This window comes from uncultured Campylobacter sp. (assembly GCF_938039245.1).
Classification (GTDB): Bacteria; Campylobacterota; Campylobacteria; order Campylobacterales; family Campylobacteraceae; genus Campylobacter_A.
This window is the reverse complement of the sequence record NZ_CALHVN010000049.1, coordinates 1-21,690: the sequence shown is the minus strand read 5'-3', so window position 1 is coordinate 21,690 and position 21,690 is coordinate 1. Positions and strand designations below refer to the sequence as shown.

The 21,690-nt window shown below is 44.4% G+C and carries 26 protein-coding genes; 25 read left to right on the top strand and 1 reads right to left on the bottom strand.

Annotated features, from left to right (window positions below; genetic code table 11):
- Positions 1 to 213: 213 nt before the first annotated feature.
- Complete coding sequence (gene flhB / locus Q0218_RS08865) at positions 214 to 1,290, bottom strand: flagellar biosynthesis protein FlhB (RefSeq protein WP_297968801.1); 1,077 nt, start codon at positions 1,288 to 1,290, stop codon at positions 214 to 216.
- Between the two features lie 288 nt (positions 1,291 to 1,578).
- On the opposite strand from flhB, the gene rplU reads away from it, so the two are divergent.
- The 25 genes from rplU (at position 1,579) to Q0218_RS08740 (ending at position 21,007) form a co-directional block, all read left to right on the top strand.
- Positions 1,579 to 1,893 carry a 50S ribosomal protein L21 gene (rplU, locus tag Q0218_RS08860; protein ID WP_002947447.1) on the top strand — a complete coding sequence of 105 codons (315 nt, stop codon included), beginning with the start codon at positions 1,579 to 1,581 and terminating at the stop codon, positions 1,891 to 1,893.
- A gap of 11 nt (positions 1,894 to 1,904) precedes the next feature.
- Positions 1,905 to 2,162, top strand: coding sequence for a 50S ribosomal protein L27 (gene rpmA, locus Q0218_RS08855; protein ID WP_002943616.1), 258 nt, complete (start codon positions 1,905 to 1,907; stop codon positions 2,160 to 2,162).
- A 354-nt stretch (positions 2,163 to 2,516) separates the two neighbouring features.
- Positions 2,517 to 3,572, top strand: coding sequence for a GTPase ObgE (gene obgE / locus Q0218_RS08850; protein WP_297968798.1), 1,056 nt, complete (start codon positions 2,517 to 2,519; stop codon positions 3,570 to 3,572).
- 126 nt (positions 3,573 to 3,698) lie between these two features.
- Positions 3,699 to 4,040 carry a hypothetical protein gene (locus Q0218_RS08845; protein ID WP_297968796.1) on the top strand — a complete coding sequence of 114 codons (342 nt, stop codon included), beginning with the start codon at positions 3,699 to 3,701 and terminating at the stop codon, positions 4,038 to 4,040.
- 183 nt (positions 4,041 to 4,223) lie between these two features.
- The gene (gene fmt / locus Q0218_RS08840) at positions 4,224 to 5,141 is read left to right on the top strand and encodes a methionyl-tRNA formyltransferase (protein ID WP_297968794.1); all 918 of its coding nucleotides are present in this window, start codon (positions 4,224 to 4,226) and stop codon (positions 5,139 to 5,141) included.
- A gap of 89 nt (positions 5,142 to 5,230) precedes the next feature.
- Positions 5,231 to 5,866 (top strand): biotin--[acetyl-CoA-carboxylase] ligase, encoded by a 636-nt coding sequence (locus tag Q0218_RS08835; protein WP_297968792.1) that lies wholly within the window; start codon positions 5,231 to 5,233, stop codon positions 5,864 to 5,866.
- 130 nt (positions 5,867 to 5,996) lie between these two features.
- Complete coding sequence (locus Q0218_RS08830; protein WP_295144882.1) at positions 5,997 to 6,779, top strand: AAA family ATPase; 783 nt, start codon at positions 5,997 to 5,999, stop codon at positions 6,777 to 6,779.
- A 3-nt stretch (positions 6,780 to 6,782) separates the two neighbouring features.
- A complete protein-coding gene (locus tag Q0218_RS08825) occupies positions 6,783 to 7,637 on the top strand; it encodes a ParB/RepB/Spo0J family partition protein (RefSeq protein WP_297968789.1) in 855 nt (284 codons plus the stop codon).
- Positions 7,638 to 7,735: 98 nt separating this feature from the next.
- On the top strand, positions 7,736 to 8,158 hold the full coding sequence (locus Q0218_RS08820) for a F0F1 ATP synthase subunit B' (RefSeq protein WP_297968787.1): 423 nt from the start codon (positions 7,736 to 7,738) through the stop codon (positions 8,156 to 8,158).
- 2 nt (positions 8,159 to 8,160) lie between these two features.
- Entirely contained in the window at positions 8,161 to 8,658 is a 498-nt protein-coding gene (locus tag Q0218_RS08815) for a F0F1 ATP synthase subunit B (protein WP_297968785.1), read from the top strand.
- Positions 8,658 to 9,188 (top strand): F0F1 ATP synthase subunit delta, encoded by a 531-nt coding sequence (locus Q0218_RS08810; RefSeq protein WP_297968783.1) that lies wholly within the window; start codon positions 8,658 to 8,660, stop codon positions 9,186 to 9,188. Before Q0218_RS08815 ends, Q0218_RS08810 begins: the two co-directional genes overlap by 1 nt.
- A 12-nt stretch (positions 9,189 to 9,200) precedes the next feature.
- Complete coding sequence (atpA, locus tag Q0218_RS08805) at positions 9,201 to 10,718, top strand: F0F1 ATP synthase subunit alpha (protein ID WP_297968781.1); 1,518 nt, start codon at positions 9,201 to 9,203, stop codon at positions 10,716 to 10,718.
- A 9-nt stretch (positions 10,719 to 10,727) separates the two neighbouring features.
- On the top strand, positions 10,728 to 11,612 hold the full coding sequence (gene atpG, locus Q0218_RS08800) for an ATP synthase F1 subunit gamma (RefSeq protein ID WP_009494955.1): 885 nt from the start codon (positions 10,728 to 10,730) through the stop codon (positions 11,610 to 11,612).
- 13 nt (positions 11,613 to 11,625) lie between these two features.
- Entirely contained in the window at positions 11,626 to 13,023 is a 1,398-nt protein-coding gene (atpD, locus tag Q0218_RS08795) for a F0F1 ATP synthase subunit beta (RefSeq protein ID WP_297968779.1), read from the top strand.
- Positions 13,024 to 13,039: 16 nt separating this feature from the next.
- On the top strand, positions 13,040 to 13,429 hold the full coding sequence (gene atpC / locus Q0218_RS08790; protein WP_297968776.1) for an ATP synthase F1 subunit epsilon: 390 nt from the start codon (positions 13,040 to 13,042) through the stop codon (positions 13,427 to 13,429).
- Positions 13,429 to 14,010, top strand: a complete 582-nt coding sequence (locus Q0218_RS08785) for a MotA/TolQ/ExbB proton channel family protein (protein WP_295144906.1) — start codon at positions 13,429 to 13,431, stop codon at positions 14,008 to 14,010. The genes atpC and Q0218_RS08785 overlap by 1 nt, the downstream gene beginning before the upstream one ends.
- Complete coding sequence (locus Q0218_RS08780) at positions 14,007 to 14,399, top strand: biopolymer transporter ExbD (protein WP_295144909.1); 393 nt, start codon at positions 14,007 to 14,009, stop codon at positions 14,397 to 14,399. Before Q0218_RS08785 ends, Q0218_RS08780 begins: the two co-directional genes overlap by 4 nt.
- Positions 14,392 to 15,222, top strand: coding sequence for a TonB C-terminal domain-containing protein (locus Q0218_RS08775; RefSeq protein WP_297968774.1), 831 nt, complete (start codon positions 14,392 to 14,394; stop codon positions 15,220 to 15,222). The genes Q0218_RS08780 and Q0218_RS08775 overlap by 8 nt, the downstream gene beginning before the upstream one ends.
- A 10-nt stretch (positions 15,223 to 15,232) precedes the next feature.
- Entirely contained in the window at positions 15,233 to 16,507 is a 1,275-nt protein-coding gene (gene tolB, locus Q0218_RS08770; RefSeq protein WP_297968772.1) for a Tol-Pal system protein TolB, read from the top strand.
- A gap of 54 nt (positions 16,508 to 16,561) precedes the next feature.
- The gene (locus tag Q0218_RS08765) at positions 16,562 to 17,080 is read left to right on the top strand and encodes an OmpA family protein (protein ID WP_297968770.1); all 519 of its coding nucleotides are present in this window, start codon (positions 16,562 to 16,564) and stop codon (positions 17,078 to 17,080) included.
- Between the two features lie 9 nt (positions 17,081 to 17,089).
- Positions 17,090 to 17,986, top strand: coding sequence for a tetratricopeptide repeat protein (locus Q0218_RS08760; RefSeq protein ID WP_297968769.1), 897 nt, complete (start codon positions 17,090 to 17,092; stop codon positions 17,984 to 17,986).
- Between the two features lie 58 nt (positions 17,987 to 18,044).
- Positions 18,045 to 18,626: a peptidylprolyl isomerase gene (locus Q0218_RS08755; protein ID WP_297968767.1), complete on the top strand. Its 582-nt coding sequence runs from the start codon at positions 18,045 to 18,047 to the stop codon at positions 18,624 to 18,626.
- A gap of 13 nt (positions 18,627 to 18,639) precedes the next feature.
- On the top strand, positions 18,640 to 19,560 hold the full coding sequence (fabD, locus tag Q0218_RS08750; protein WP_297968765.1) for an ACP S-malonyltransferase: 921 nt from the start codon (positions 18,640 to 18,642) through the stop codon (positions 19,558 to 19,560).
- Positions 19,557 to 20,240 carry a 5'-methylthioadenosine/adenosylhomocysteine nucleosidase gene (locus Q0218_RS08745; protein ID WP_297968763.1) on the top strand — a complete coding sequence of 228 codons (684 nt, stop codon included), beginning with the start codon at positions 19,557 to 19,559 and terminating at the stop codon, positions 20,238 to 20,240. Before fabD ends, Q0218_RS08745 begins: the two co-directional genes overlap by 4 nt.
- The gene (locus Q0218_RS08740; protein WP_297968761.1) at positions 20,237 to 21,007 is read left to right on the top strand and encodes an ATP-binding protein; all 771 of its coding nucleotides are present in this window, start codon (positions 20,237 to 20,239) and stop codon (positions 21,005 to 21,007) included. Before Q0218_RS08745 ends, Q0218_RS08740 begins: the two co-directional genes overlap by 4 nt.
- Positions 21,008 to 21,690: the final 683 nt, after the last annotated feature.

Here is a 21,690-nt window from a genome sequence, read left to right as displayed (position 1 = left end):
TTAAGGGGGAAGGGAGCGACTTCGTAATTCAAGCCCCTTCCCCCTTAACAAGAAAGATTAAGTACACAGCGCTAAATTTGACAAAACCAAATTTGGCATTTTAAAGATTCGGGTCTCGGCGAGTAAAATTCTGAAATTTATCCAAATTTGAGCGGCGCAAATTTGACTCCGAATTCGGCTTTAAATTTACAGTCAAAAGGTCAAATTTAAATTTCACTTCAGCCTATCGCCGAATTTTTGTTTGTCGCTCATATAAACGAAGCTTAGCACCTCGGCGACGGCACGAAAGAGCTCAGCAGGTATCATATCGTTTACCTCGCACATCTTGTATAGCTCGCGCGCTAGCGGCGGATTTTCGACGATTTTGACGTTGTTTTGCACTCCGATTTGCTTGATGCGAAGCGCTAGAAAATCCACGCCTTTAGCGAGGATCACCGGCGCTTTTTCCTTTGTTTTATCGTAGCGAAGGGCGACGGCATAGTGGGTCGGGTTGGTGATGATAACGTCTGCTTGCGGGATATTTTGCATCATTCTGTTGCGCGCGGCTCGCATTTGCAGCTGGCGGATGCGGCCTTTTACCTGCGGGTCGCCTTCCATCTGCTTGTACTCGTCCTTGATCTCCTGCTTGCTCATTCTTAGGTCGCGAAAATACTGAAAACGCACGATCAGTACGTCAAGAAGTCCGATGATAAACATCACGATGAGCATCACGGCGGCTAAAATCAGCATCTTTTCTTTTAGCCACGCTAGTTGCGTCGCCATCGAGAAAAACAGCGTATGCGGCAACTCTTTGATGAAGCTAAAAAACATCAAAAATCCGACCGTAAAAACCGCCGTGACCTTGAGCACCATTTTGATGCCGTCTATCAGCTTTTTGAGCGAAAAGAGATTTTTGAGCCCTTTTAGCGGATTGATTTTGTTTAAATTCGGCTCCAAAGGCTTGGTCGTAAATATAAATCCAAACTGCATGAGATTAGCGACGACGCCCGCGATCGCGATGCAAACGGCGATAGGCAGGATGATGAGCAGCGTGCGAAATATCGTCGTGATCGCGACGCTAAAGAGTAGCTTGCGCGTAAACTCCTGCCCGATGAGGCTTTGATAGTAGTTATATAGCGTGAAAAACTGATCGCCGATGAAGCCAAGAAGCGCCACTACAACGAAGATCGCGACCGCGAGCGTGACGAAGCCGGCTAGGTCTTGGCTTTTGGGGACGTTGCCGTCCTTGCGCGCGTCTTCGATCTTTTTGGAGGTGGGTTCTTCGGTTTTTTCTTGGTCTTCGCCTGCCATTTTCGTCCTAAATTTATCTTGCCGAGCGTTTTGGCTCAAATTTGCTTAAATTTGGGCGATTATACCTAAAAGGAGGTTAAATTTTACGCTACGACGGAAAGTTTAAGGAGGATTTTTGTTTTTGCGCGCGACCTAAAAACTTGGCGGACAAAATTTTAAAAGCTAGGACATTAAACCAAAATTTATAAATTTTTAGGTATCATCCGTCTCTTACAACCAACAAAGCTCCCCAAGTCTTTTGAAATCCAAAAGCGCTTTTTGGTCTTACCAAATTTAGAAAGGTAGAGTATGTCAAAATACGCTATATTTAAGCACGGCGGCAAGCAGTATCGCGTCAGCGAAGGCGAATATCTTAAGCTTGACCATTTCAGTGCTGAAGCAAAATCATCAGTCGAGATTACGGACGTTTTGTGCGTAAACGACGGTGAAGTAAAGGTAGGCGCGCCGTTCGTAAAGGGTGCGAAAGTCGTTCTTGAAGTCGTAAACGAGGGCAAGGATAAAAAAGTCGTTATTTACAAAAAACGCAGACGCAAAGACTCAAAACTAAAACGCGGTTTTAGAAGACAGTTTACGCGCGTAAAAGTCGTAAGTATCGCAGCTTAAGGAGATAAGAAATGGCACACAAAAAAGGTCAAGGCTCAACCCAGAATAACCGAGATAGTATCGGACGACGCTTAGGCGTTAAAAAATTCGGCGGCGAATTCGTTCGCGCGGGCAACATCATCATCCGCCAGCGCGGTACCGCTACTCACGCGGGCAGCAACGTCGGTCTAGGCAAAGATCATACGATTTTCGCGCTAATCGACGGTTTTGTTAAATTCGAAAGACTAGATAAAAATAGAAAAAAAGTTTCTGTTTATCCTGCTGCGTAATTACCGCGCGACCTTCGGGGCGAAAGCCCCTTTTTTAAAATAGCTCAATTTTCATGAAATCTAAAAGCTTTTCTCGCTCAAAACGGCTTCGCTGTCCCAACTTGCTTAGAAAAGATTTAAAATTTATCAAAAAATCTCGTATTAGAAACGACCGCCGCGCTATTCGTCAAATCCTGAAATTTGATCCAAGCCGCGAAAATTTACCGCAAACGATCCGCATAAATAACGGCGCATGGCAAATCGTTTAAGCTTTGCGGCAAATCAAATTTTAATCAATAAACCGATATAATCCGAAAATTTTGCAAAATAACAAACCGAAAATAATGAAATAAAATTTAAAAACCAAGGCAAAAAATGTTTATAGATAGTGTAAATTTAACCCTAAGCTCGGGTCACGGCGGGGCCGGTTCGGTGAGCTTTCGCCGCGAAAAGCACGTGATTTTAGGCGGACCAGACGGTGGCGACGGTGGCGACGGTGGCGACGTGTATTTCGTCGCCGATAAAAACACGCACACGCTGGCGGCGTATAAAGGCAAAAAGACTATGCGTGCGCAAAACGGCGAAGCGGGCACGGGGCGCAGGATGTACGGCAAAAGAGGCGAGCACCTCGAGCTCATCGTGCCTCCTGGCACCGCGGTGTTAGATGCCAAGACGGGCGAGCTGCTCTGCGACTTAACTAGCGAGGGGCAGCGCGAGCTATTTTTAAAAGGCGGCAAAGGCGGGCTTGGCAACGTGCACTTTAAAAGCTCGATCAATCAAGCCCCCGAATACGCGCAAAAAGGCCTAGAGGGCGAAACGCGCGAAGTGAGACTAGAGCTAAAACTCATCGCAGACGTGGGGCTCGTAGGCTTTCCGAACGTGGGTAAAAGCACGCTAATCTCGACCGTTTCAAACGCTAAACCCCAGATCGCAAACTACGAGTTTACCACGCTTACGCCAAAGCTAGGTCTCGTCGAGGTTGACGAATATAGCGGCTTTGTCATGGCCGATATTCCTGGTATCATTGAGGGAGCTAGCGAAGGGCGCGGGCTTGGCGTGCAGTTTTTAAAACATGTCGAGCGCACTAAAATTTTACTTTTTATGCTCGATCTTGCGAACTACCGCAGCCTTGAGGAGCAGTTTGACGTGCTGAGGGCCGAGACGGCGAAGTTTTCCGGCGAGCTTGCAAAAAGAGATTACGCGATCGCTCTAACTCGCGCGGACGCGGCCGAAAATTTGCAGGAAAAATTTGACGCGTTTTTGTCGCATCTGGGGCTTGCGGGCACGGCTGGCGAGATGAAATTTAAACAAGATATTTATGAATTTGACGCCTCTAAGCCGTTTTTCGTGATGCCGATATCTTCGGCTACTGGACAAAACATAAACGAGCTAAAATTTAACCTGCTTGAGCTGCTTAAAAAGGAGCTGTAGGTTGCGCTAAAAGCGCGCCGCATAGGGCTTTTGCGAACGCGGGCCTTAAGCACGTCCGAATATGTGGGTAAATTTTATGTTTATCGCTCGCAAACGCCGCAAAAAGATAAAATTTAAGAAGGCGAAATGAATAAAATTTTTATTCTAGTATTTTTATGTTTCGGCGCGTATTGTTGCGATCCCGCCGATCCGGTGCTGAAGTTTATGGACTTTAATGATAAGGATCGCGACGGCGCGCTGAGCTTGCAGGAGTGGATGGCGAGCGAGGTGCCGTCCGGGCTGAGAGTAGAGCTAAATCTGCGCTCAGGCTCGGAATTTAAGAGGCTCGATGCTAATCATGACGGCAAGATTAGCCTTGATGAGCTGGGAGCGAAACTGTCTGCAAAAATTTATTGGTCCGAAGATTCGTGTGCTTTTTGGCCTTGGCCGGACGGATCCGAGGATAAAAATCAATCCGCCGTTAAATAAGCGCGAAAAACGGTAATGATACGGCCTTTTGCGCAGGGTTTGGTTTGTGCGATGCGTATAAATTTTACCTTGCGCACAGCGCAGATTATCGGTTTTGCAATTTGCGCAAAATTTATATTACGCTAGGTAAGCATGGCGTAAATTCGGCTCGCACCGTGATGTGGCTAAATTTAAAGGAAAAGAATGAAGATAGTTTTTATGGGAACGCCCGAATATGCGGCTAAAATTTTGCGCGCACTTACTGAGGCGAAATTTCAGATCGCGGCCGTCTTTACGCAGCCCGATAAGCCTGTCGGCAGGAAGCAAATTTTAACTCCGAGCGAGGTTAAAGTTTATGCGCAGCAGCATCTGTCCGCCGTGCCAATCTTTCAGCCTGCGAGTTTAAAAGACGAGGCGGTTGCAGCGCAGATAAAAGACTTAAAACCTGATTTCATCGTGGTTGCCGCATACGGTAAAATTTTGCCGCAGGCTGTCCTTGATATCGCGCCTTGTATAAATTTGCACGCCTCGATCCTGCCTAAATACCGCGGTGCAAGCCCGATCCAAAGCGCGATCTTGGCGGGCGAAAAGCAGACGGGCGTGACGGCGATGCTGATGGATGCAGGGCTTGACACGGGCGATATGCTTGATTTTGCCTACACGCCTTGCGAGGATAAAACGGCGGCGCAGCTGTTTAGCGAGCTTGGGGATTTGGCGGGCGAGCTGATCGTGCGAGTGCTGCTAAATTTTGTAAATTTGACGCCGATCAAGCAAGATGACGCACAGGCTACGCACTGCAAAAAAATCGCAAAATCTGACGGGCTTTTTAGCTTTGAGGAGAGCGCACGGCAAATTTATAATAAATTTCGCGCACTAACGCCCTGGCCGGGGATCTATCTAGCTAGCGGATTAAAAATTTTGGATTTAAAATATCTCAGTGGACGCGAAGACGAGCGCCGAAGGCCCGGCGAAATCATATTTGACGGAAAATATTACATTTACGTCGCGTGCGGGGAGGGTGCTTTATGCATAGAGACGGTGCAAGAGCCAGGCAAAAAACCCGTGGACGCTAGCGCGTATCTAAACGGCAAGCGCCTTGGCATCGGCGATATAGTGTCGTAAATTTGAGCCGAGCGAAGCTTGCCTTGTAAATTTAACGATACTAATGCGCTGGCAATGTAAAATGAACCAAAATTTAAAAGGAATAAAATTTGAGAATAGAGTTTGCAGATAGCGTCCCTTCTACGCAAAAAGTTTTAGTCGAAGGACTGCGAAACGGCGAAATACGGCCGCCTTTTGCGCTAGTGGCAAAGGAGCAAACGCAAGGCATAGGCAGCAGAAACAACGCGTGGAGCGGGCTGGAGGGCAATCTATTTTTTTCGTTTTGCATGAGCGAGACGGCGCTGCCTGAGGATCTAAAAGGCGAGTCGGCGTCGATTTACTTTTCGGTGATAATGCGCGAAGTTCTCGCGGCTCGCGGCTCAAAAATCTGGCTAAAATGGCCGAACGACTTTTACGTCGGCGATAAAAAAATAGGCGGAACCTTGACGACGAGGGTTGGCGAAATTTACGTTTGCGGCATGGGTATAAATCTGAAAAACGCGCCCGAAAACGCCGGAATTTTAGATATAGACGCGAGTCCTAGCGCCGTGGTCGGGGAGTTTTGCAAGAGGCTGCAAACAGCTCCGTCTTGGGCGGAGGTTTTTAAAAAATTTGAGAGCGAATTTGGAAAATCAAGAGAATTTATCACGCACTTTGAGGGCGAAGAGGTAGCGCTCAAAGACGCCAAACTCCTACCCGACGGCTCTTTGGATATAGGCGGACGAAGGGTTTTTTCTCTTAGGTAGATTTATTAAATTTTAAACAAACGCTCGGCGTATGCGCCGCGAAAATCTTTCAGAAAATTTAAAGCGCAAACTAAACTTATACAAAGTAAGTTTTTTGTAAAATAAATCAAAACAAAATCTGGAAAAAAATATGTGTGAAGTTATAACCATAGCAAATCAAAAAGGCGGCGTCGGAAAGACGACTACGGCGGTAAATTTAGCCGCATCCTTAGCCGTCGCCGAAAAAAAAGTTTTACTCATCGATATTGATCCGCAGGCAAATGCAACGACGGGAATGGGCTTTAGCAGAAACGATTACGAGTACAATATCTATCACGTTCTAACGGGTCGTAAAAAACTCTCGCAAATCGTGCTAAAAACCGAAATCCCGACGCTTTTTCTAGCGCCGTCAAATATCGGTCTGGTGGGCATCGAGCAAGAGCTAAGCGAGCAAAATAAAGACTATCAAAAAATCCTAAAAAGTAAGATCGAAGAGGTCGAGGGGCAGTACGATTTTATCATCATCGATAGTCCTCCCGCCCTAGGCAGCATCACCGTAAATGCGCTAAGCGCTAGCGATAGCGTGATTATCCCGATCCAGTGCGAATTTTACGCGCTAGAGGGTTTGGCGCAGATATTAAATACCGTAAAAATAATCAAAAAAACGATCAATAAAAAACTAACGATAAAAGGCTTTTTGCCGACGATGTACAGCTCGCAAAATAACCTAGCAAAAGAGACGGTCGCAAATTTAAAGCAGCATTTTGAAGATAAGCTTTTTAAGAGTAAAGAGACTGACGACGGCTTTGTTATAGTGCCTAGAAACGTAAAGCTCGCCGAAAGTCCTAGTTTTGGTAAGCCTGTGATTTTATACGATATAAAATCGCCCGGTTCGGTAGCTTATCAAAATTTAGCTTGCTGTATTTTAGGATAAAAGATGGCTAAAAAGGGTGGACTAGGGCGCGGACTAGAGGCGATTTTGGGCGATGTGGAGCTTGCGTACAAAGCCGAGCTAAACGAGGGCAACAGCGATATGGTAAAAGATATCGACTTGGACTTGATCGTAGAAAACCCGTATCAGCCGCGTAAAAATTTCGACGAGACCGCGCTAAGAGAGCTTAGCGAAAGTATCAAAAGGCACGGGCTCATTCAGCCTATCATCGTCATAGAAAAAGACGGCGGATATATGCTGATCGCGGGCGAGAGGAGATTTCGCGCGACTAAGATGCTAGGCGAAAGCAAGATAAAGGCTATAGTCGCCGACATCGAGAGCCAAAGCCTGCGCGAGCTGGCACTCATAGAAAATATCCAAAGAGAAGACTTAAATCCGATCGAGCTTGCAAATTCTTATAAAGAGCTCATAGACGAATATAAAATCACGCAGGATGGGCTCGCAAACATCATCCACAAAAGCAGGGTTCAGATAACAAATACGATGCGGCTTTTGAGCCTTAGCACCGCGACGCAAGAGTATATAAAAGAAGGCAAACTAACGCAAGGGCACGCTAAAGTCATCGTGGGCCTTGAGCCAAACGACGAAAAAACGGCGGTCGATACCATCATCGGACAGCGCCTTAGCGTGCGCGAAACGGAAAATTTGGTAAAAAATTTAAAAAATAAATTGCCGTCTAAAACAGCGCTTAAGCTAGATGAAAGATATCTTGAAAGACTAGCGAATTTAAAAGATATTTTTTCTAAATTTGACATGCCTGTTAAAATAAAAGGCAAAAAAATCACTATCGAATTTGATGATGTAGCGGATATCGATAGGCTAATAAACAAGATAAAATAAAAATATTTCTTTAAATTTAGCTTGTTTTATCCTTTTTTTTTGTAAAATAAGCACGATTTTATTATGCTTAAGAAAATATTAAACTTTAAGGAGATTTGATGTTGGAAATTAATTTGCCGTTAGTCGTCCTAACGGCAGTTATTTTTCTAGGGCTTATCGCTGTTTTAAATTCCATCCTTTACAAGCCTCTACTTAAATTTATAGACGCTAGAAACGATGCGATAAAAAACGACGAAGAGAGCGCTAGTAAAAATACGAGCGATCTTGGCGTATACGAAGCGCAAATAGAACAGCTCATAGCCGCCGCAAGAAGCGAGGCGGGCAAAATCAAGCAAGAGGCTATCAACGCCGCAAAAGAGGCGGCCGCTAAGATAGTCAGCGAAAAGCGCGAAGTTTTGGAGGCTGATTACGATGCTTTTATCCAAAATTTAAACGCTCAAAAGAGCGATTTTAGAGCTGATTTGCAGCAAAAACTGCCTGAACTTCAAGCTGCTTTAAAAGCAAAACTCGCAAGGATTTAACTATGAAAAGCAAAATTTTACTTTTATTATGTCCTTTTGTTTTGATGGCGGACGGCGGATACGACATCGTACCTAGAACGGTAAATTTTATTGTTTTTGCCGCTATTTTGTATTATTTTATAGCAAACCCTATCAAGAACGCCTATAAGGGAAGAATCGCCGGTATCGCGGCAAGGCTTGATAGTATCGAGCAAAAACTAAAAGATTCAAAAGCTAAAAAAGACGATGCTCTAAGACGAGTAGAAGAGGCTAAAGCAAATGCCGCTAGCCTAGTAGAAACCGCTAGAAAAGAGGCTGTTTTGATATCTGAGCACATCAAAGAAGAGACTAGGCAAGAGGTTGCAAATTTGGAAAAAAGCTTCCAAGATCAAAAAGAATTTGAAAAAAGACGCATGGTTAAGTCCGTCGTGGGCGAAATTTTAAATGAAATCTTCGCAAGCGACAGCGTTAAAATGGATCAAAGCGAGCTTATCAATATCATGCTTAAAAGGGTCGGCTGATGAAAGAACTTATAGCAAAAAAATACGTAAAAGCTCTAGTTAGCGACCTTAGCAAAGATGAGTTTAATAACTTTACCGCTAAGTTACAAGAAATCGCAAACGCATTCGCAAATGAAAAATTTCAAAACATCATCGTTTCGCCGAATTTAAAAAATAGCCAAAAAGCGGATTTCGTTCTATCTTTAGTCGGTGAGGCGGATCAGAAATTTGTAAATTTCATAAAGCTACTCGGCGAAAACAAAAGACTTGATATTTTGCCTGATATCGTTTCGGAGCTTCTAGCGCAAAAATCAAAAATGGACAATGTTTTTTACGGCAAAATTTACGGCGGCTCGCAGATCAGCCAGGCTCAAATTTCAGAGCTTGAAAGCAGCTTTTCTAAGAGATTTAACGCAAAAATCATTTTAGAGCCAGTAAAAAGCGATTACAACGGTATCAAGATCGAACTAGACGATTTGGGCGTAGAGGCTAGCTTTTCGGTAGATAGGCTAAAAGCCCAAATGAGCGAATACATATTAAAAGCAATATAAAGGAGAAAAAGCGTGAGTGCAAAAATAAAAGCAGATGAAATCAGCGCCATCATTAAGGAAAGGATTGAAAATTTCAGCCTTAACGTCGATGTAAATGAGACGGGCAAGGTTATATCCGTAGCCGACGGCGTTGCTAACGTTTACGGCCTAAAAAACGTTATGGCTGGCGAGATGGTCGAGTTTGAGAATGGCGAAAAAGGCATGGCTCTAAACCTAGAGGAAAGTAGCGTGGGTATCGTTATTTTGGGTAAAACGGACGGTATCAAAGAGGGCTCGAGCGTAAAACGCCTAGCTAAACTTTTACGCGTCCCTGTCGGCGATGCTTTGATAGGCCGTGTCGTAAATTCGCTCGGCGAGCCGATAGATGCCAAAGGCCCGATCGAAGCTAGCGAGACTAGATTCGTTGAGGAAAAAGCAAAAGGTATCATGGCTAGAAAGAGCGTTCACGAACCGCTTCAAACGGGCATCAAGGCTATCGACGCGCTAGTGCCGATCGGCCGCGGACAACGCGAGCTCATTATCGGCGACCGCCAAACTGGTAAAACTACAGTTGCTATAGATACCATCATCAACCAAAAAGGTCAAGATGTTATTTGTATTTACGTAGCGATCGGACAAAAACAATCAACTGTCGCTCAAGTCGTTAAAAAGCTTGAAGAGTACGGCGCTATGGAGTACACTATCGTGATAAATGCCGGCGCTTCCGACGCTGCTGCGCTTCAGTACCTAGCTCCTTATGCGGGCGTAACTATGGGCGAATATTTCAGAGATAACTCTCGCCACGCCCTAATCATCTATGACGACCTTTCAAAACACGCCGTCGCATACCGCGAAATGAGCTTGATTCTTCGCAGACCGCCGGGTCGTGAAGCTTATCCAGGCGACGTTTTCTATCTACACTCTCGCTTGCTAGAGCGCGCATCTAAGCTAAATGATAAGCTAGGCGCAGGTTCTCTGACCGCTCTTCCTATTATCGAGACGCAAGCTGGCGACGTTTCGGCGTATATTCCGACAAACGTTATTTCTATCACCGACGGTCAAATTTTCCTTGAGTCCGATCTATTTAACTCAGGTATCCGCCCTGCGATCAACGTCGGTCTTTCGGTTTCTCGCGTCGGCGGCGCAGCTCAGATAAAGGCAACCAAGCAAGTTTCGGGAACATTAAGACTTGACCTAGCACAATACCGCGAACTTCAAGCGTTTGCGCAGTTTGCTAGTGACCTTGATGAGAGCTCGAGAAAACAGCTTGAGCGCGGTCAAAGGATGGTCGAGGTGCTAAAACAGCCTCCTTACAGCCCGCTCGCCGTTGAAAAGCAAGTCGTTATCATCTTTGCCGGTACAAAAGGCTATTTAGACGATATTCCGACCGTAGCCGTTACAAAATTTGAAGCTGAGCTTTATCCTTATATTGAGGCGAAGTATCCTGAAATTTTCGAGCAAATTCGAACCAAAAAAGCACTTGACAAAGAGATCGAGGAGCTTTTGCATAAGGCGCTAAAAGACTTTAAAGCGACGTTTGCCGCTAACTAAGGCTAGAATATGTCAAATTTAAAAGATATAAAACGAAAGATCAAGAGCGTCCAAAACACCCAAAAGACGACGCGCGCGATGAAGCTGGTATCTACGGCCAAACTTCGCAAGGCTGAAGAAGCAGCTCGTCACTCTAGGGTTTATGCACTCAAGATCAACGAAGTTTTATCTGAAATCGCCTATAAGATCAACCAATATCGCTCCGTAAACGCCGAGAGTAAATTTTTCGACGTTAAGGAGAATATCGAGAAGGTCGATATTATATTCGTCACCGCAGACAAGGGGCTTTGCGGCGGTTTTAATATTCAGACTATTAAAACCGTTAGAAATATGATTAACGAATTTAAGGCAAAAAAAGTAAAGATAAGACTTCGCGCGGTAGGTAAAAAAGGTATAGAATTTTTTAGCTTCCAGGGTATAAATTTGCTTGAGAAATATGTCGGCGTGAGCTCATCTCCTACCTATGAGAAAGCTCAAAATATCATAAAAGACGCGATAGACGACTTTATAAGCGGCGCGACTGATAAAGTTATTTTGGTACATAACGGCTACAATAACATGATCTCTCAGCAAATTCGCATAAACGACATCGTGCCGGTCGAGCCGCCGAAACTCGTCGAAGTCGAGACGAATTCTTTGATGGAATTTGAGCCGAGCGACGACGGTAAAATTTTAAACGAACTGCTTACGAAGTATTTCGAGTATAGTATGTATTATGCTTTAGTAGATAGCCTTGCGGCCGAGCATAGCGCTAGAATGCAGGCGATGGATAACGCGACTAACAACGCTAAAGAGCGCGTCGCACAGCTAAAACTATCGTATAACAAGGCTCGCCAAGAGTCTATCACCACTGAGCTTATCGAGATCATCAGTGGCGTCGAATCAATGAAATAATTAAGGAGTATGGATGAAAGGTATCATTTCTCAGGTAATGGGTCCGGTAGTCGACGTCGATTTCGCGGATTATTTACCCAAGATTAACGAAGCCCTCGAAGTAAAATTCGAGGTTGAGGGCAAGCAAAATAGACTCGTACTAGAGGTTGCCGCGCATCTTGGCGATAACCGCGTAAGAACTATCGCTATGGACATGAGTGAAGGCTTAACTAGAGGCCTTGAGGCTACAGCCCTTGGTGCACCTATTAGTGTCCCGGTCGGCGAAAAAGTTTTGGGAAGAATTTTTAACGTCGTCGGCGATTTGATCGACGAGGGTGAGGGTGTAGAATTTGACAAAAAATGGTCTATCCACCGCGATCCTCCACCATTTGAAGAACAAAGTACGAAGAGTGAAATTTTTGAAACAGGCATCAAAGTAGTTGATCTTTTGGCTCCTTACGCAAAGGGTGGTAAAGTCGGACTATTCGGCGGTGCCGGCGTCGGTAAGACGGTTATTATCATGGAGCTTATCCACAACGTCGCATTTAAACACAGCGGTTATTCTGTATTTGCCGGCGTCGGCGAGAGAACGCGCGAAGGAAACGACCTTTATCACGAGATGAAAGAGAGTAACGTTTTGGATAAAGTTGCCTTGTGCTACGGTCAGATGAACGAGCCGCCGGGAGCAAGAAACCGCATCGCCCTAACAGGTCTAACAATGGCCGAGTACTTCCGCGACGAGATGGGACTTGACGTTTTGATGTTTATTGATAACATCTTCCGTTTCTCTCAGTCTGGCGCTGAGATGTCGGCGCTTCTTGGACGTATTCCGTCAGCCGTTGGTTATCAGCCGACTTTGGCGAGTGAAATGGGTAAATTCCAAGAGAGAATCACATCAACCAAAAAAGGTTCGATCACGTCGGTTCAGGCTGTTTACGTTCCTGCGGACGACCTTACCGACCCGGCTCCTGCGACCGTTTTTGCGCACCTTGACGCGACTACCGTTCTAAACAGAGCTATTGCAGAAAAAGGAATTTATCCTGCGGTTGACCCGCTTGATTCGACATCAAGAATGCTCGATCCTCAAATTTTAGGCGGCGAGCACTATAAAGTGGCCCGCGGCGTACAGGCGGTTTTACAAAAATATAAAGACCTTCAAGATATCATCGCGATCCTCGGTATGGACGAGCTTAGCGAAGAAGATAAAGTTACCGTCGACCGCGCTAGAAAGATTGAGAGATTTTTATCTCAGCCGTTCTTCGTTGCCGAGGTGTTTACGGGAAGTCCCGGTAAATACGTAAGCCTTGAGGAAAATATCGCCGGCTTTAAGGGAATTTTGGAAGGAAAATACGACGATTTGCCTGAAAACGCATTTTATATGGTAGGAAACATCGACGAAGCGATAGCGAAAGCTGAGAAACTTAAAGCCTAAATTTAAAGGAAAAGTAATGAGTAAATTACATTTAGAAATCGTTACGCCTGAGGGTTTAGTGTTTTCAAACGATATTAAAAGCGTGGTTTTGCCGGGTAGTGAGGGCGAGTTTGGGGTTTTGCCCGGACACGCCTCACTTATCTCGCTTTTAAAGGCTGGCGTTATAGACATCGAGAGCGAAGATAAAAGCCATGATGCCGTCGCGATAAACTGGGGGTATGCCGAGATAAATGAGGGCAAGGCGACCATCCTTGCCGACGGCGCCGTTCACGTGTCGGGAAATTCTGAGAGCGAGATAGCAAATTCATTGCAAAAGGCAAAGGATTTAATTGCCGGTATGAGTAGTGAGAACAACGCTATGGCTGCTACTGTGGCAAAACTAGACAGCATGGCTCGGGCAAGATAGTGGCTGGACTTGATATTTTTTTAAACTACTTATCTAGAAGTAGTTTTATTACTATATTCGTGCTTAGCTGGCTTTCTTTTTATTTCATTATAAGCCTTACTATACTGTTTTCTCGTATGGCAGGGCTTAGGTCATGGCAAAAAAAAGAACAAAATGCTCTTGAGTCGTTATTAATGGGCGGGTCTAAACATGTTTTAAATGAATCCATTTTAAAGCGGTTCGTAAGCGGCTCGATATCTAGAGAAAAGCTCTCGGTCGCCGTTAGTATCGCTGAGCGAAATGCGACCAGCGGTATTACTTGGCTTAGTATAGTTGCTTCTACGTCGCCTTTCATCGGACTTTTCGGTACGGTTGTTTCTATTTTGGAGACCTTTTCTCAGCTTGGACAAGGCGGCGGAAATTCATCCCTAAACGTTATAGCCCCCGCCATCAGCGAGGCGCTAGTGGCAACCGGAGCGGGTATATTCGTAGCGATACCTGCTTACACGTTTAGCTTGCTTATCAAGAGGAAAGCTTACGAGCTTATGGGCGTGATTAAGCGAGAGGTGGATATTCTCGTAACGCTTAAAGAAGATCAATGATAAATCTTGACGAAACCCCAGAGTTAAACATAACTCCGCTCGTGGATATTATGCTGGTTCTGCTGGCGATTCTTATGGTTACTACGCCTACCATTGTTTACGATGAACAAATTTTATTACCGGACGGCTCAAAGACCAAAGCCTCTTCAGCCCAAAAAAAGGATTTAACCGTTATCGTGGATGCTACAAAAAAGGTTAGGATAGATCAAAGCACTATGGATTTGCGCGAGCTTCCTGATAACATCGTACTCATCGGAGCAAGATACGATAAAAATTCGCCCGTTTACATCAAGGCCGATAAAAGTCTCATATATGACGATGTAATGTTTGTTTTAAAAAGCGTAAAAAACGCTGGTTTTACAAAGGTAGCGCTTCAGACTAATGGATAAATTTGATCTCAAATTTAATACTTCCGGCTACTTTGTGCTGTCAGCTTTTCTTTATTTTTGCATAATAATCGGTATTTTTATCAAGCTTACATATTTTAAGGAAGAGCCGAAAAAATATACCGATACCAAAGATGCCTTTATGGATATCATGATAGTCGAGCGTGAACCGGATGTTACCGTAAAAGCACCAGAGCCTAAAAAAGAGGTCGTAAAAGAGGAAAAACCCCAGCCTATAAAAAAAGAGGAAGAGGTTAAAAAAGAAGAACCTAAACCTGATACCACTAACAAGCCGCCTGAGCCTGATCCTGTACCGCCAAAGTCTGAAGAAAAAAAAGTTGAAGAGCCAAATTTAAAGGATCTGTTCGGCAGTATTGATACCTCTAAACTAAAAGAGGACAAGGTTGCTAAAAAGAAGGAACAACCCAAAGAGCAAAGTCGCAAAAAACCAGAAAAAGTCCAAATAAAAAGCCAGCAAAAAAAGGCTAGCGATGTAATTAATGCGCTTACTTTAGATCAGGTTGCCAAAACTCCAAAGTCGCAAATGACGGGTGAATATAACGAATATTTTGGCATGATCAGCAGACTTTTGCAGAGTAGATGGAGCGCTTATAAAGCTGATTCTAGCGATGAAGCGGAGGTTGAGATCGTCATCGACATTGACGGATCGTTTAGTTATGATATAAAAAAGTTATCGTATAATAGCGAATTTAACGACAAAGTTAGAGATTTCTTGGAACGTATGACTTCTGAGAAATTCCCGCCGCCTACTCAGATAGGCAGAGCTGTTAGGCTCGGAACTAAACTGCAAGACAAACTAGAATAACGGAGGAACAATGAAGAAAATTTTACTTTTTCTTACTTTTGCCAGTTGGCTTTTTGCCGTTGATGCCACTATCTCGGTCGTCAACAAGGGTATGGCCCTACCAAAAATCGTGCTTCAAGACGCCACAACGGCCGTCGGCGATCAGGCTTTTAAGAGCAAATTTCACAAAATTATGCTTGGAGACTTAAAGGTAAGCTCTGATTTTGAGGTCGTGGACGAGTATGTCGCAAGTAGCTATGAAGGCGACTCAAATACGAACGTTATGAGCGAAAAGGGCGCACAACTAATTTTTAGATATGCACTTGAAGGCTCGCCAAATTCGCCTCTTACTTTAAGGGTTAAGCTTATAAATGCCAAAACGGCAACGGCCCAGTATGAGAAAGTTTACAATATGAACGACGGAGCAAAGTATCCGTTTATCGCGCATAAAGCGATAGTTGAGCTTATTAACGAGCTGAAAATGCCTCCGGTTAATTGGATGGAGAAATTTATTATTTTCGCTAAGGGAACAGGCTCAAAACAAAGCGAGATCGTTATAGCCGACTATACTCTAACCTATCAAAAAGTGCTTGTACGCGGCGGCCTGAATATATTTCCTAAATGGATAGGAGCCGACCAGAGAGCGTTTTATTACTCTGATTACAGCGGTAAAAATTTAGTTCTTTATAGATATGACGTCGCAAGCGGCCAAAAAACTAAAGTTTTAGATAGTAAGGGCGGTATGCTTATAGCCTCCGACGTTAGTCAAAACGGCGATAAAATTTTGCTAACTATGGCGCCTCAAGACCAGCCTGATATCTATATATATGATTTAAATTCAAGAAGGTTATCACAGATAACAAACTACAGCGGTATCGACGTTAACGGTAATTTCGTAGACGGAGATAGGCGCGTAGTTTTTGTTTCAGATAGGCTCGGCTATCCAAATGTTTTTGCTCAAAATGTTGACGGAAGCGGTTTTGAACAGATGGTTTTTCACGGTAAAAATAACAACTCCGTCAGCACTTATCAAAACTATATAGTTTATTCAAGTAGAGAAGACGGCAAGAGCAGCTTTGGCACGAGGGATTTTAATATCTATATGATTTCTACTCAAACCGATTATATTAGACAGCTTACCGCAAGCGGAAAAAATTTGTATCCTAGATTTTCTAGCGACGGACAAAGCGTAGTGTTTATAAAAGAGCTCGGCGGGCAGAGTTCTTTAGGCATAATTCGCGTGAACGAGAACAAAAGTTTTCAATTTCCATTAAAAATCGGTAAAATTCAGTCGATTGATTGGTAATATTTAGTAAATTTTATGATATAATAGCGATTAAATCTTATAAAAAGGATGAAAATGAAAAAAGTAGTTTTAGCTTCTGCTGCTGTGGCAGCTTTATTGTTGAGCGGTTGTAGCTCTAAAACCCCTGAAGTTGATATGAGCGCCGATGCTAATCAAAATACGAGCGGTATGAACTCAAGCGATAATATGATGAGCGATAGCGAGAGATTACAACAGTTAATCTCAAGCATCGAAGGTCAAGTTCAAACTGTATATTTCGACTTTGATAAATTTAATATCAAAGGCGATATGCAGCCTGTTATCAATACAAATGCAGGCTTGTTTAATCAAGCGGATGCTCAAAGCCTTTCTGTAAAAGTAGAAGGTAACTGCGACGAATGGGGTACCGATGAGTACAACTATGCGCTTGGTCTAAAAAGAGCGAAAGCTGCCAAAGACGCTCTAGTAAAACAGGGCGTTAACGCAGATAGAATAATGGTTGTAAGTTACGGCGAAAGCAATCCCGTTTGCACAGATAAATCAAAGGCTTGCGACGCTCAAAACAGACGCGCTGAATTTAAAGTTCTTCCATAATTTAGATTTATGACAAATTTAAAAACTATCGTGGCTCTTTTTGCGGGAGTCACGCTTTCTTATTCTGCTTCTAATGAAATTTCGGTATTTGATGCTGGAAATTTAGATAGTTCTAGTCCATATGGTTTGACTGATAATGAAAAAACGTTTCTAAAAAACAAACAAAACGTAGAAAATTTAAGTAGAAATATGGGCGACGTCGAGTCAAATTTAAATGCTATGCAAGAGCGCCTAGAAGGCTTACAAAGCGTGTTAGACGGGCTAAATTCAAGAATATCTAGGATAGAAAAAAGACTAAACGATCTTGAGGGAAATGACGGAAATTCTACCGCAAAAAGCGATTTTGACGAGCTTAAAAAATACGTAGAAGAAAGTCGAAAAATACAAGAAGCCAATAATGCTAAAATCACCAAAGCCCTTAAGGATATGGGTGCTTTGATAGATAAGAGCAACGCCGCGCCTACTACCACAAAAAAAAACGATGAAGACAAGCCGGTAGATATCAATAGTCCAGCCGCCGAGCCGCAAACTCCAAAGACTGATTTCACTAAACAAAAAAATCAAGATGTAGTAAACGAAGCCAAAAAGCTATTTGACGCAGGTAAACTCGACGACGCAAAGGCTAGATACGAGTATCTTTTGAACAAAGATCATAAGCCTGCAATGGCAAATTTTTATCTCGGTGAGATAGCATACCAGCAAAAAGCTTACAACAACGCTATAAAATACTACCAGCAGAGTATTCAGCTATACGACAAAGCCGACTATACCCCAAAGCTTCTTTATCATACGGCTATCAGCTTTGATAAGATAAAAGACACGGCAAGCGCAAATAAATTTTACAAAGCGCTAAAACTGGGCTATCCCGACAGCAAAGAAGCCAAAGCCGCACCTACTCGAAACTAAAACTTTTTTAATAAATTTAACGATATAATCACGTTATTTTCATAAATAGGAGAAAAACGTGAAAGAACAAGTTATAGCTATGTTTTATGAGCTAAAAGATGCAAAAACAGGCGAAATTTTAGAGTCCAATATGCAAGTAGGGCAAGAGATTTCTTTTTTAACGGGTCGCGGTCACATCATTGAGAAGTTAGAGGAAGAGGTTCTAAAACTAAACAAAGGCGAAACGAAGGTTATCGTTATCCCGGCTGTACAAGCTTGCGGCGAGTACGACTCTAGCGCCGTTCAAATGCTACCTAAAGAGCAATTTGCGGGCATAGAGCTAAAAGAGGGTATGGAGCTTTTCGGTCAAGGCGAGCACGGCGAGAGCGTACGCGTAATAGTAAAATCTATCGGCGAGGACGACGTGACAGTTGACTTTAACCACCCTTACGCAGGCAAAGATTTGGAGTTTAAGGTTCAAATTTTCGACAGACGCGATGCTACCGAAGACGAGATAGCTACGGGCATGGTGGCCGGCGCTCACGCATGCGGATGCGGCGGGCACGATCACGACCATCATCACGGCGAGGGCGGTTGCTGCGGACACGGACATCATGACCACGGTCATCACCACGGCGACGACGGATGCGGCTGCCACTAAGAGAAGAGCCTAGATGAGAGCAGCGTTTATATTTCCCGGTCAAGGTTCGCAAAGCGTCGGTATGGGTAAGGAAATTTACGAAAATTTCCGCCTGGCCGCCGAGCTTTTACAAAATGCAAGCGATAGCCTAAAAATCGACTTTTCAAATCTACTTTTCAACGAAAACGACCTTATAAATAGGAGCGAATTTACCCAGCCGGCCATTGTTTTAAACTCGCTTATGTGCTATCTCGCGCTAAAGCAAAGCGTAAATTTAAAGCCTAAATTTGCGCTTGGGCACTCTTTGGGCGAGTTTAGCGCGCTTGCGGTTAGCGGCGCGTTTGATTTTGTTGATGCGCTTAGGATCGTAAATTTGCGCGGTAAATTTATGCAAGAGGACTGCGCGGGCAAAGACGTAACGATGAGCGTTATTTTGGGTCTTAGCGACGAGACGGTCGAGCAAATTTGCAAAAATGCGCAAGCGGACGGTCGTCAAATTTACGCCGCGAATTACAACTGCGACGGTCAGATCGTGATCGCGGGACTAAAAGAGGACATCGCCAAATTTGAGTCGGCGTTTAAAGAAGCAGGCGCTAAGCGTGTGTTGCCTCTAAACATGTCCGTCATTAGCCACTGCCCGCTTTTAAAGAGCGCTAGCGAGAAACTAACGGCGCAGCTAGAGCCAGCGTTGGCAGCTAAATTTGACCCGGTCGTTTCAAATGCATCGGCGAAGCCTTACGGCACGAAAGATGAAGCGCTAAATTTACTAAAAGCCCAGCTCGTTAGCCCCGTTTTATACAAACAAAGCATCAAAAGTATCGAAAACGAGGTCGATATTTTCGTGGAGTTTGGCGGTAGCGTGCTAAAAGGCATCAACAAAAAAATCACCGAGAAGCCGACATTTAGCGTCACCGATCTTAGCAGCCTTGAAGAGCTTTTAAAGGAGCTTAAATGATAGCGATCTTAGGCGCGATGCGCGAGGAGGTCGCTCCTCTGCTTGAGCGTATCAAGGATTACAGAGAGGTTAAGCACGCAAATAACGTATTTTACCTCGCAAATTTCAGCGACAAAGAGCTTGTGATCGCCTACTCTAAGATCGGCAAGGTAAACGCCGCTCTGACCGCAAGCGCTATGATCGAGAAATTTGGCGCCGACAAGCTACTTTTTACCGGCGTCGCAGGCGCGCTAAATCCAAATTTAAAAATCGGCGATATGCTTTATGCGACTAGCCTTGTGCAACACGACGTCGATATCACGGCGTTTGGGCACCCGCATGGCTACGTACCCGAGACCAGTGTTTTTATCAAAAGCGACGACGCACTAAACGCGTTAGCCTCTAGCGTCGCGGCCGAAAAAGGCATCGAGCTAAAAGGCGGCATCATAGCCACGGGCGATCAGTTTATCTGCGATAATGCTAAAAAAGAGTGGCTAAAAGCGACCTTCAAAGCCGATGCGGCCGAGATGGAGGGTGCTAGCGTGGCGCTGGTTTGCGAGAGTCTTGGCGTGCCGTTTTTCGTGCTTCGCGCCATCAGCGACGAGGCGGGCGGCAGCGCGGAGTTTGACTTCGATAAATTTTTGCAAGACTCGGCAAACGTGAGCGCGCAGTTCATGCTCGCGATGATCGAGCGACTATGATAGAGCTTAGCAAGCGGCTGCTGCGCCAGGTCGGGCAGACCAACGCCAGATACCGTATGGTGCGCGGCGGGGATAAAATTTTGCTCGGTCTTAGCGGCGGCAAGGACAGCCTCGCGCTCGCGCACGTGCTAAAACACATGCAAAACGTCACGCCCGAAAAATTTGAGTTTAAGGCCGTGACGCTAAGCTACGGCATGGGCGAGGATTACGCATACCTCACGCGCCACTGTGCCGAGCACGGCATCGAGCACGACGTAATCGATAGCTCGATCTTTGAGATATCCAAGGACAAGATCCGCAAAAATTCCAGCTTTTGCAGCTTTTTCTCGCGTATGAGGCGCGGCTATCTCTACACCTACGCGCTCGAGCACGGTTTTAACAAGCTCGCCATCGCCCACCATCTCGACGACGCGGTCGAGAGCTTTTTTATGAATTTTACTTATAACGGCGCGCTGCGAACGCTTGCTCCAAAATACGTCGCGGCAAACGGGATCGAGGTTATCAGGCCGTTTATATTCGTGCGCGAAAGGCAGCTGCGCGAAAACGCCGTGCGAAACGGGCTTACGGTTATCGGCGACGAGGCGTGTCCTGCGATGCGATTTGATATCAAGATGCCTCACGCTAGAGCCGAAACCAAAGAGCTTTTGGCAAATTTGGAAAAGCAAAATCCAAAGCTTTTCGTCTCGCTAAAGGCTGCTTTTGAAAACATCCACAGCGATACGTTTTTCGCCGCTCAGGCGCAAAATTTAGAAGGATGCGACGATTGATACTCGCAAATTTATCTGTTTTGGATCGGTTGCCGATTTTGGTTAGAGCGAGCTTGGCGTAATGCTAATTTTATGCCGGATTTTGGCTATTTGACGTTTTTGTCAATTTTAAGCGAAATAAAATTCGGCAACTTTGTCCCTTTATCTCGTGCGTTTAGAGATTTAAAACTGCAAAATTTAGCTACTTGCCCGTTCGTGTTACACCTGGTTTGAGTTACCGGATTAAGCGACGATACGACCTTTTTTGATAGATCTAGCGAAATTTTAGCAAATTTTGCAAAAATCAATCAAGCTACAAAGTCATCAGCCTTGCACTGATAAAATTTGTAGGGGTGTCCAAAAGTAAAATTTGTTCGTATGTCTAATGGCTAAAGGCACTTTGGAAAAACCCAGCCCAATAATCTGTTTTAGCGTTAAGTTATAGACTAACGACCTTGTATATACATTCGTCGTAGCACTGCTATAAAACCACGTTGTCGTTATAGTCATGACCAATAGCAAATGAGAAATTTGCTACCGCATAAAAAATTCAAAAAACGGTACACCAAAATTAGGGTTTTTGCGGCAACTCTGCCTAAATCTAACTAAATCGTATTTTCTATTCTTACCGATAAATTTGGTTTTTATGTTTTTTTGATATAATCGCACGTATTCTTAAAAGGTTTTTAAACCGTAACGCACGC

What these genes read in the sequence shown, in the direction of transcription:
- flhB (WP_297968801.1), bottom strand. Translation starts at nt 1,290, where the DNA reads ATGGCAGGCGAAGACCAAGAAAAAACCGAAGAACCCACCTCCAAAAAG.
- rplU (WP_002947447.1), top strand. Translation starts at nt 1,579, where the DNA reads ATGTCAAAATACGCTATATTTAAGCACGGCGGCAAGCAGTATCGCGTC.
- rpmA (WP_002943616.1), top strand. Translation starts at nt 1,905, where the DNA reads ATGGCACACAAAAAAGGTCAAGGCTCAACCCAGAATAACCGAGATAGT.
- obgE (WP_297968798.1), top strand. Translation starts at nt 2,517, where the DNA reads ATGTTTATAGATAGTGTAAATTTAACCCTAAGCTCGGGTCACGGCGGG.
- Q0218_RS08845 (WP_297968796.1), top strand. Translation starts at nt 3,699, where the DNA reads ATGAATAAAATTTTTATTCTAGTATTTTTATGTTTCGGCGCGTATTGT.
- fmt (WP_297968794.1), top strand. Translation starts at nt 4,224, where the DNA reads ATGAAGATAGTTTTTATGGGAACGCCCGAATATGCGGCTAAAATTTTG.
- Q0218_RS08830 (WP_295144882.1), top strand. Translation starts at nt 5,997, where the DNA reads ATGTGTGAAGTTATAACCATAGCAAATCAAAAAGGCGGCGTCGGAAAG.
- Q0218_RS08825 (WP_297968789.1), top strand. Translation starts at nt 6,783, where the DNA reads ATGGCTAAAAAGGGTGGACTAGGGCGCGGACTAGAGGCGATTTTGGGC.
- Q0218_RS08820 (WP_297968787.1), top strand. Translation starts at nt 7,736, where the DNA reads ATGTTGGAAATTAATTTGCCGTTAGTCGTCCTAACGGCAGTTATTTTT.
- Q0218_RS08815 (WP_297968785.1), top strand. Translation starts at nt 8,161, where the DNA reads ATGAAAAGCAAAATTTTACTTTTATTATGTCCTTTTGTTTTGATGGCG.
- Q0218_RS08810 (WP_297968783.1), top strand. Translation starts at nt 8,658, where the DNA reads ATGAAAGAACTTATAGCAAAAAAATACGTAAAAGCTCTAGTTAGCGAC.
- atpG (WP_009494955.1), top strand. Translation starts at nt 10,728, where the DNA reads ATGTCAAATTTAAAAGATATAAAACGAAAGATCAAGAGCGTCCAAAAC.
- atpD (WP_297968779.1), top strand. Translation starts at nt 11,626, where the DNA reads ATGAAAGGTATCATTTCTCAGGTAATGGGTCCGGTAGTCGACGTCGAT.
- atpC (WP_297968776.1), top strand. Translation starts at nt 13,040, where the DNA reads ATGAGTAAATTACATTTAGAAATCGTTACGCCTGAGGGTTTAGTGTTT.
- Q0218_RS08780 (WP_295144909.1), top strand. Translation starts at nt 14,007, where the DNA reads ATGATAAATCTTGACGAAACCCCAGAGTTAAACATAACTCCGCTCGTG.
- Q0218_RS08775 (WP_297968774.1), top strand. Translation starts at nt 14,392, where the DNA reads ATGGATAAATTTGATCTCAAATTTAATACTTCCGGCTACTTTGTGCTG.
- tolB (WP_297968772.1), top strand. Translation starts at nt 15,233, where the DNA reads ATGAAGAAAATTTTACTTTTTCTTACTTTTGCCAGTTGGCTTTTTGCC.
- Q0218_RS08765 (WP_297968770.1), top strand. Translation starts at nt 16,562, where the DNA reads ATGAAAAAAGTAGTTTTAGCTTCTGCTGCTGTGGCAGCTTTATTGTTG.
- Q0218_RS08760 (WP_297968769.1), top strand. Translation starts at nt 17,090, where the DNA reads ATGACAAATTTAAAAACTATCGTGGCTCTTTTTGCGGGAGTCACGCTT.
- fabD (WP_297968765.1), top strand. Translation starts at nt 18,640, where the DNA reads ATGAGAGCAGCGTTTATATTTCCCGGTCAAGGTTCGCAAAGCGTCGGT.
- Q0218_RS08745 (WP_297968763.1), top strand. Translation starts at nt 19,557, where the DNA reads ATGATAGCGATCTTAGGCGCGATGCGCGAGGAGGTCGCTCCTCTGCTT.
- Q0218_RS08740 (WP_297968761.1), top strand. Translation starts at nt 20,237, where the DNA reads ATGATAGAGCTTAGCAAGCGGCTGCTGCGCCAGGTCGGGCAGACCAAC.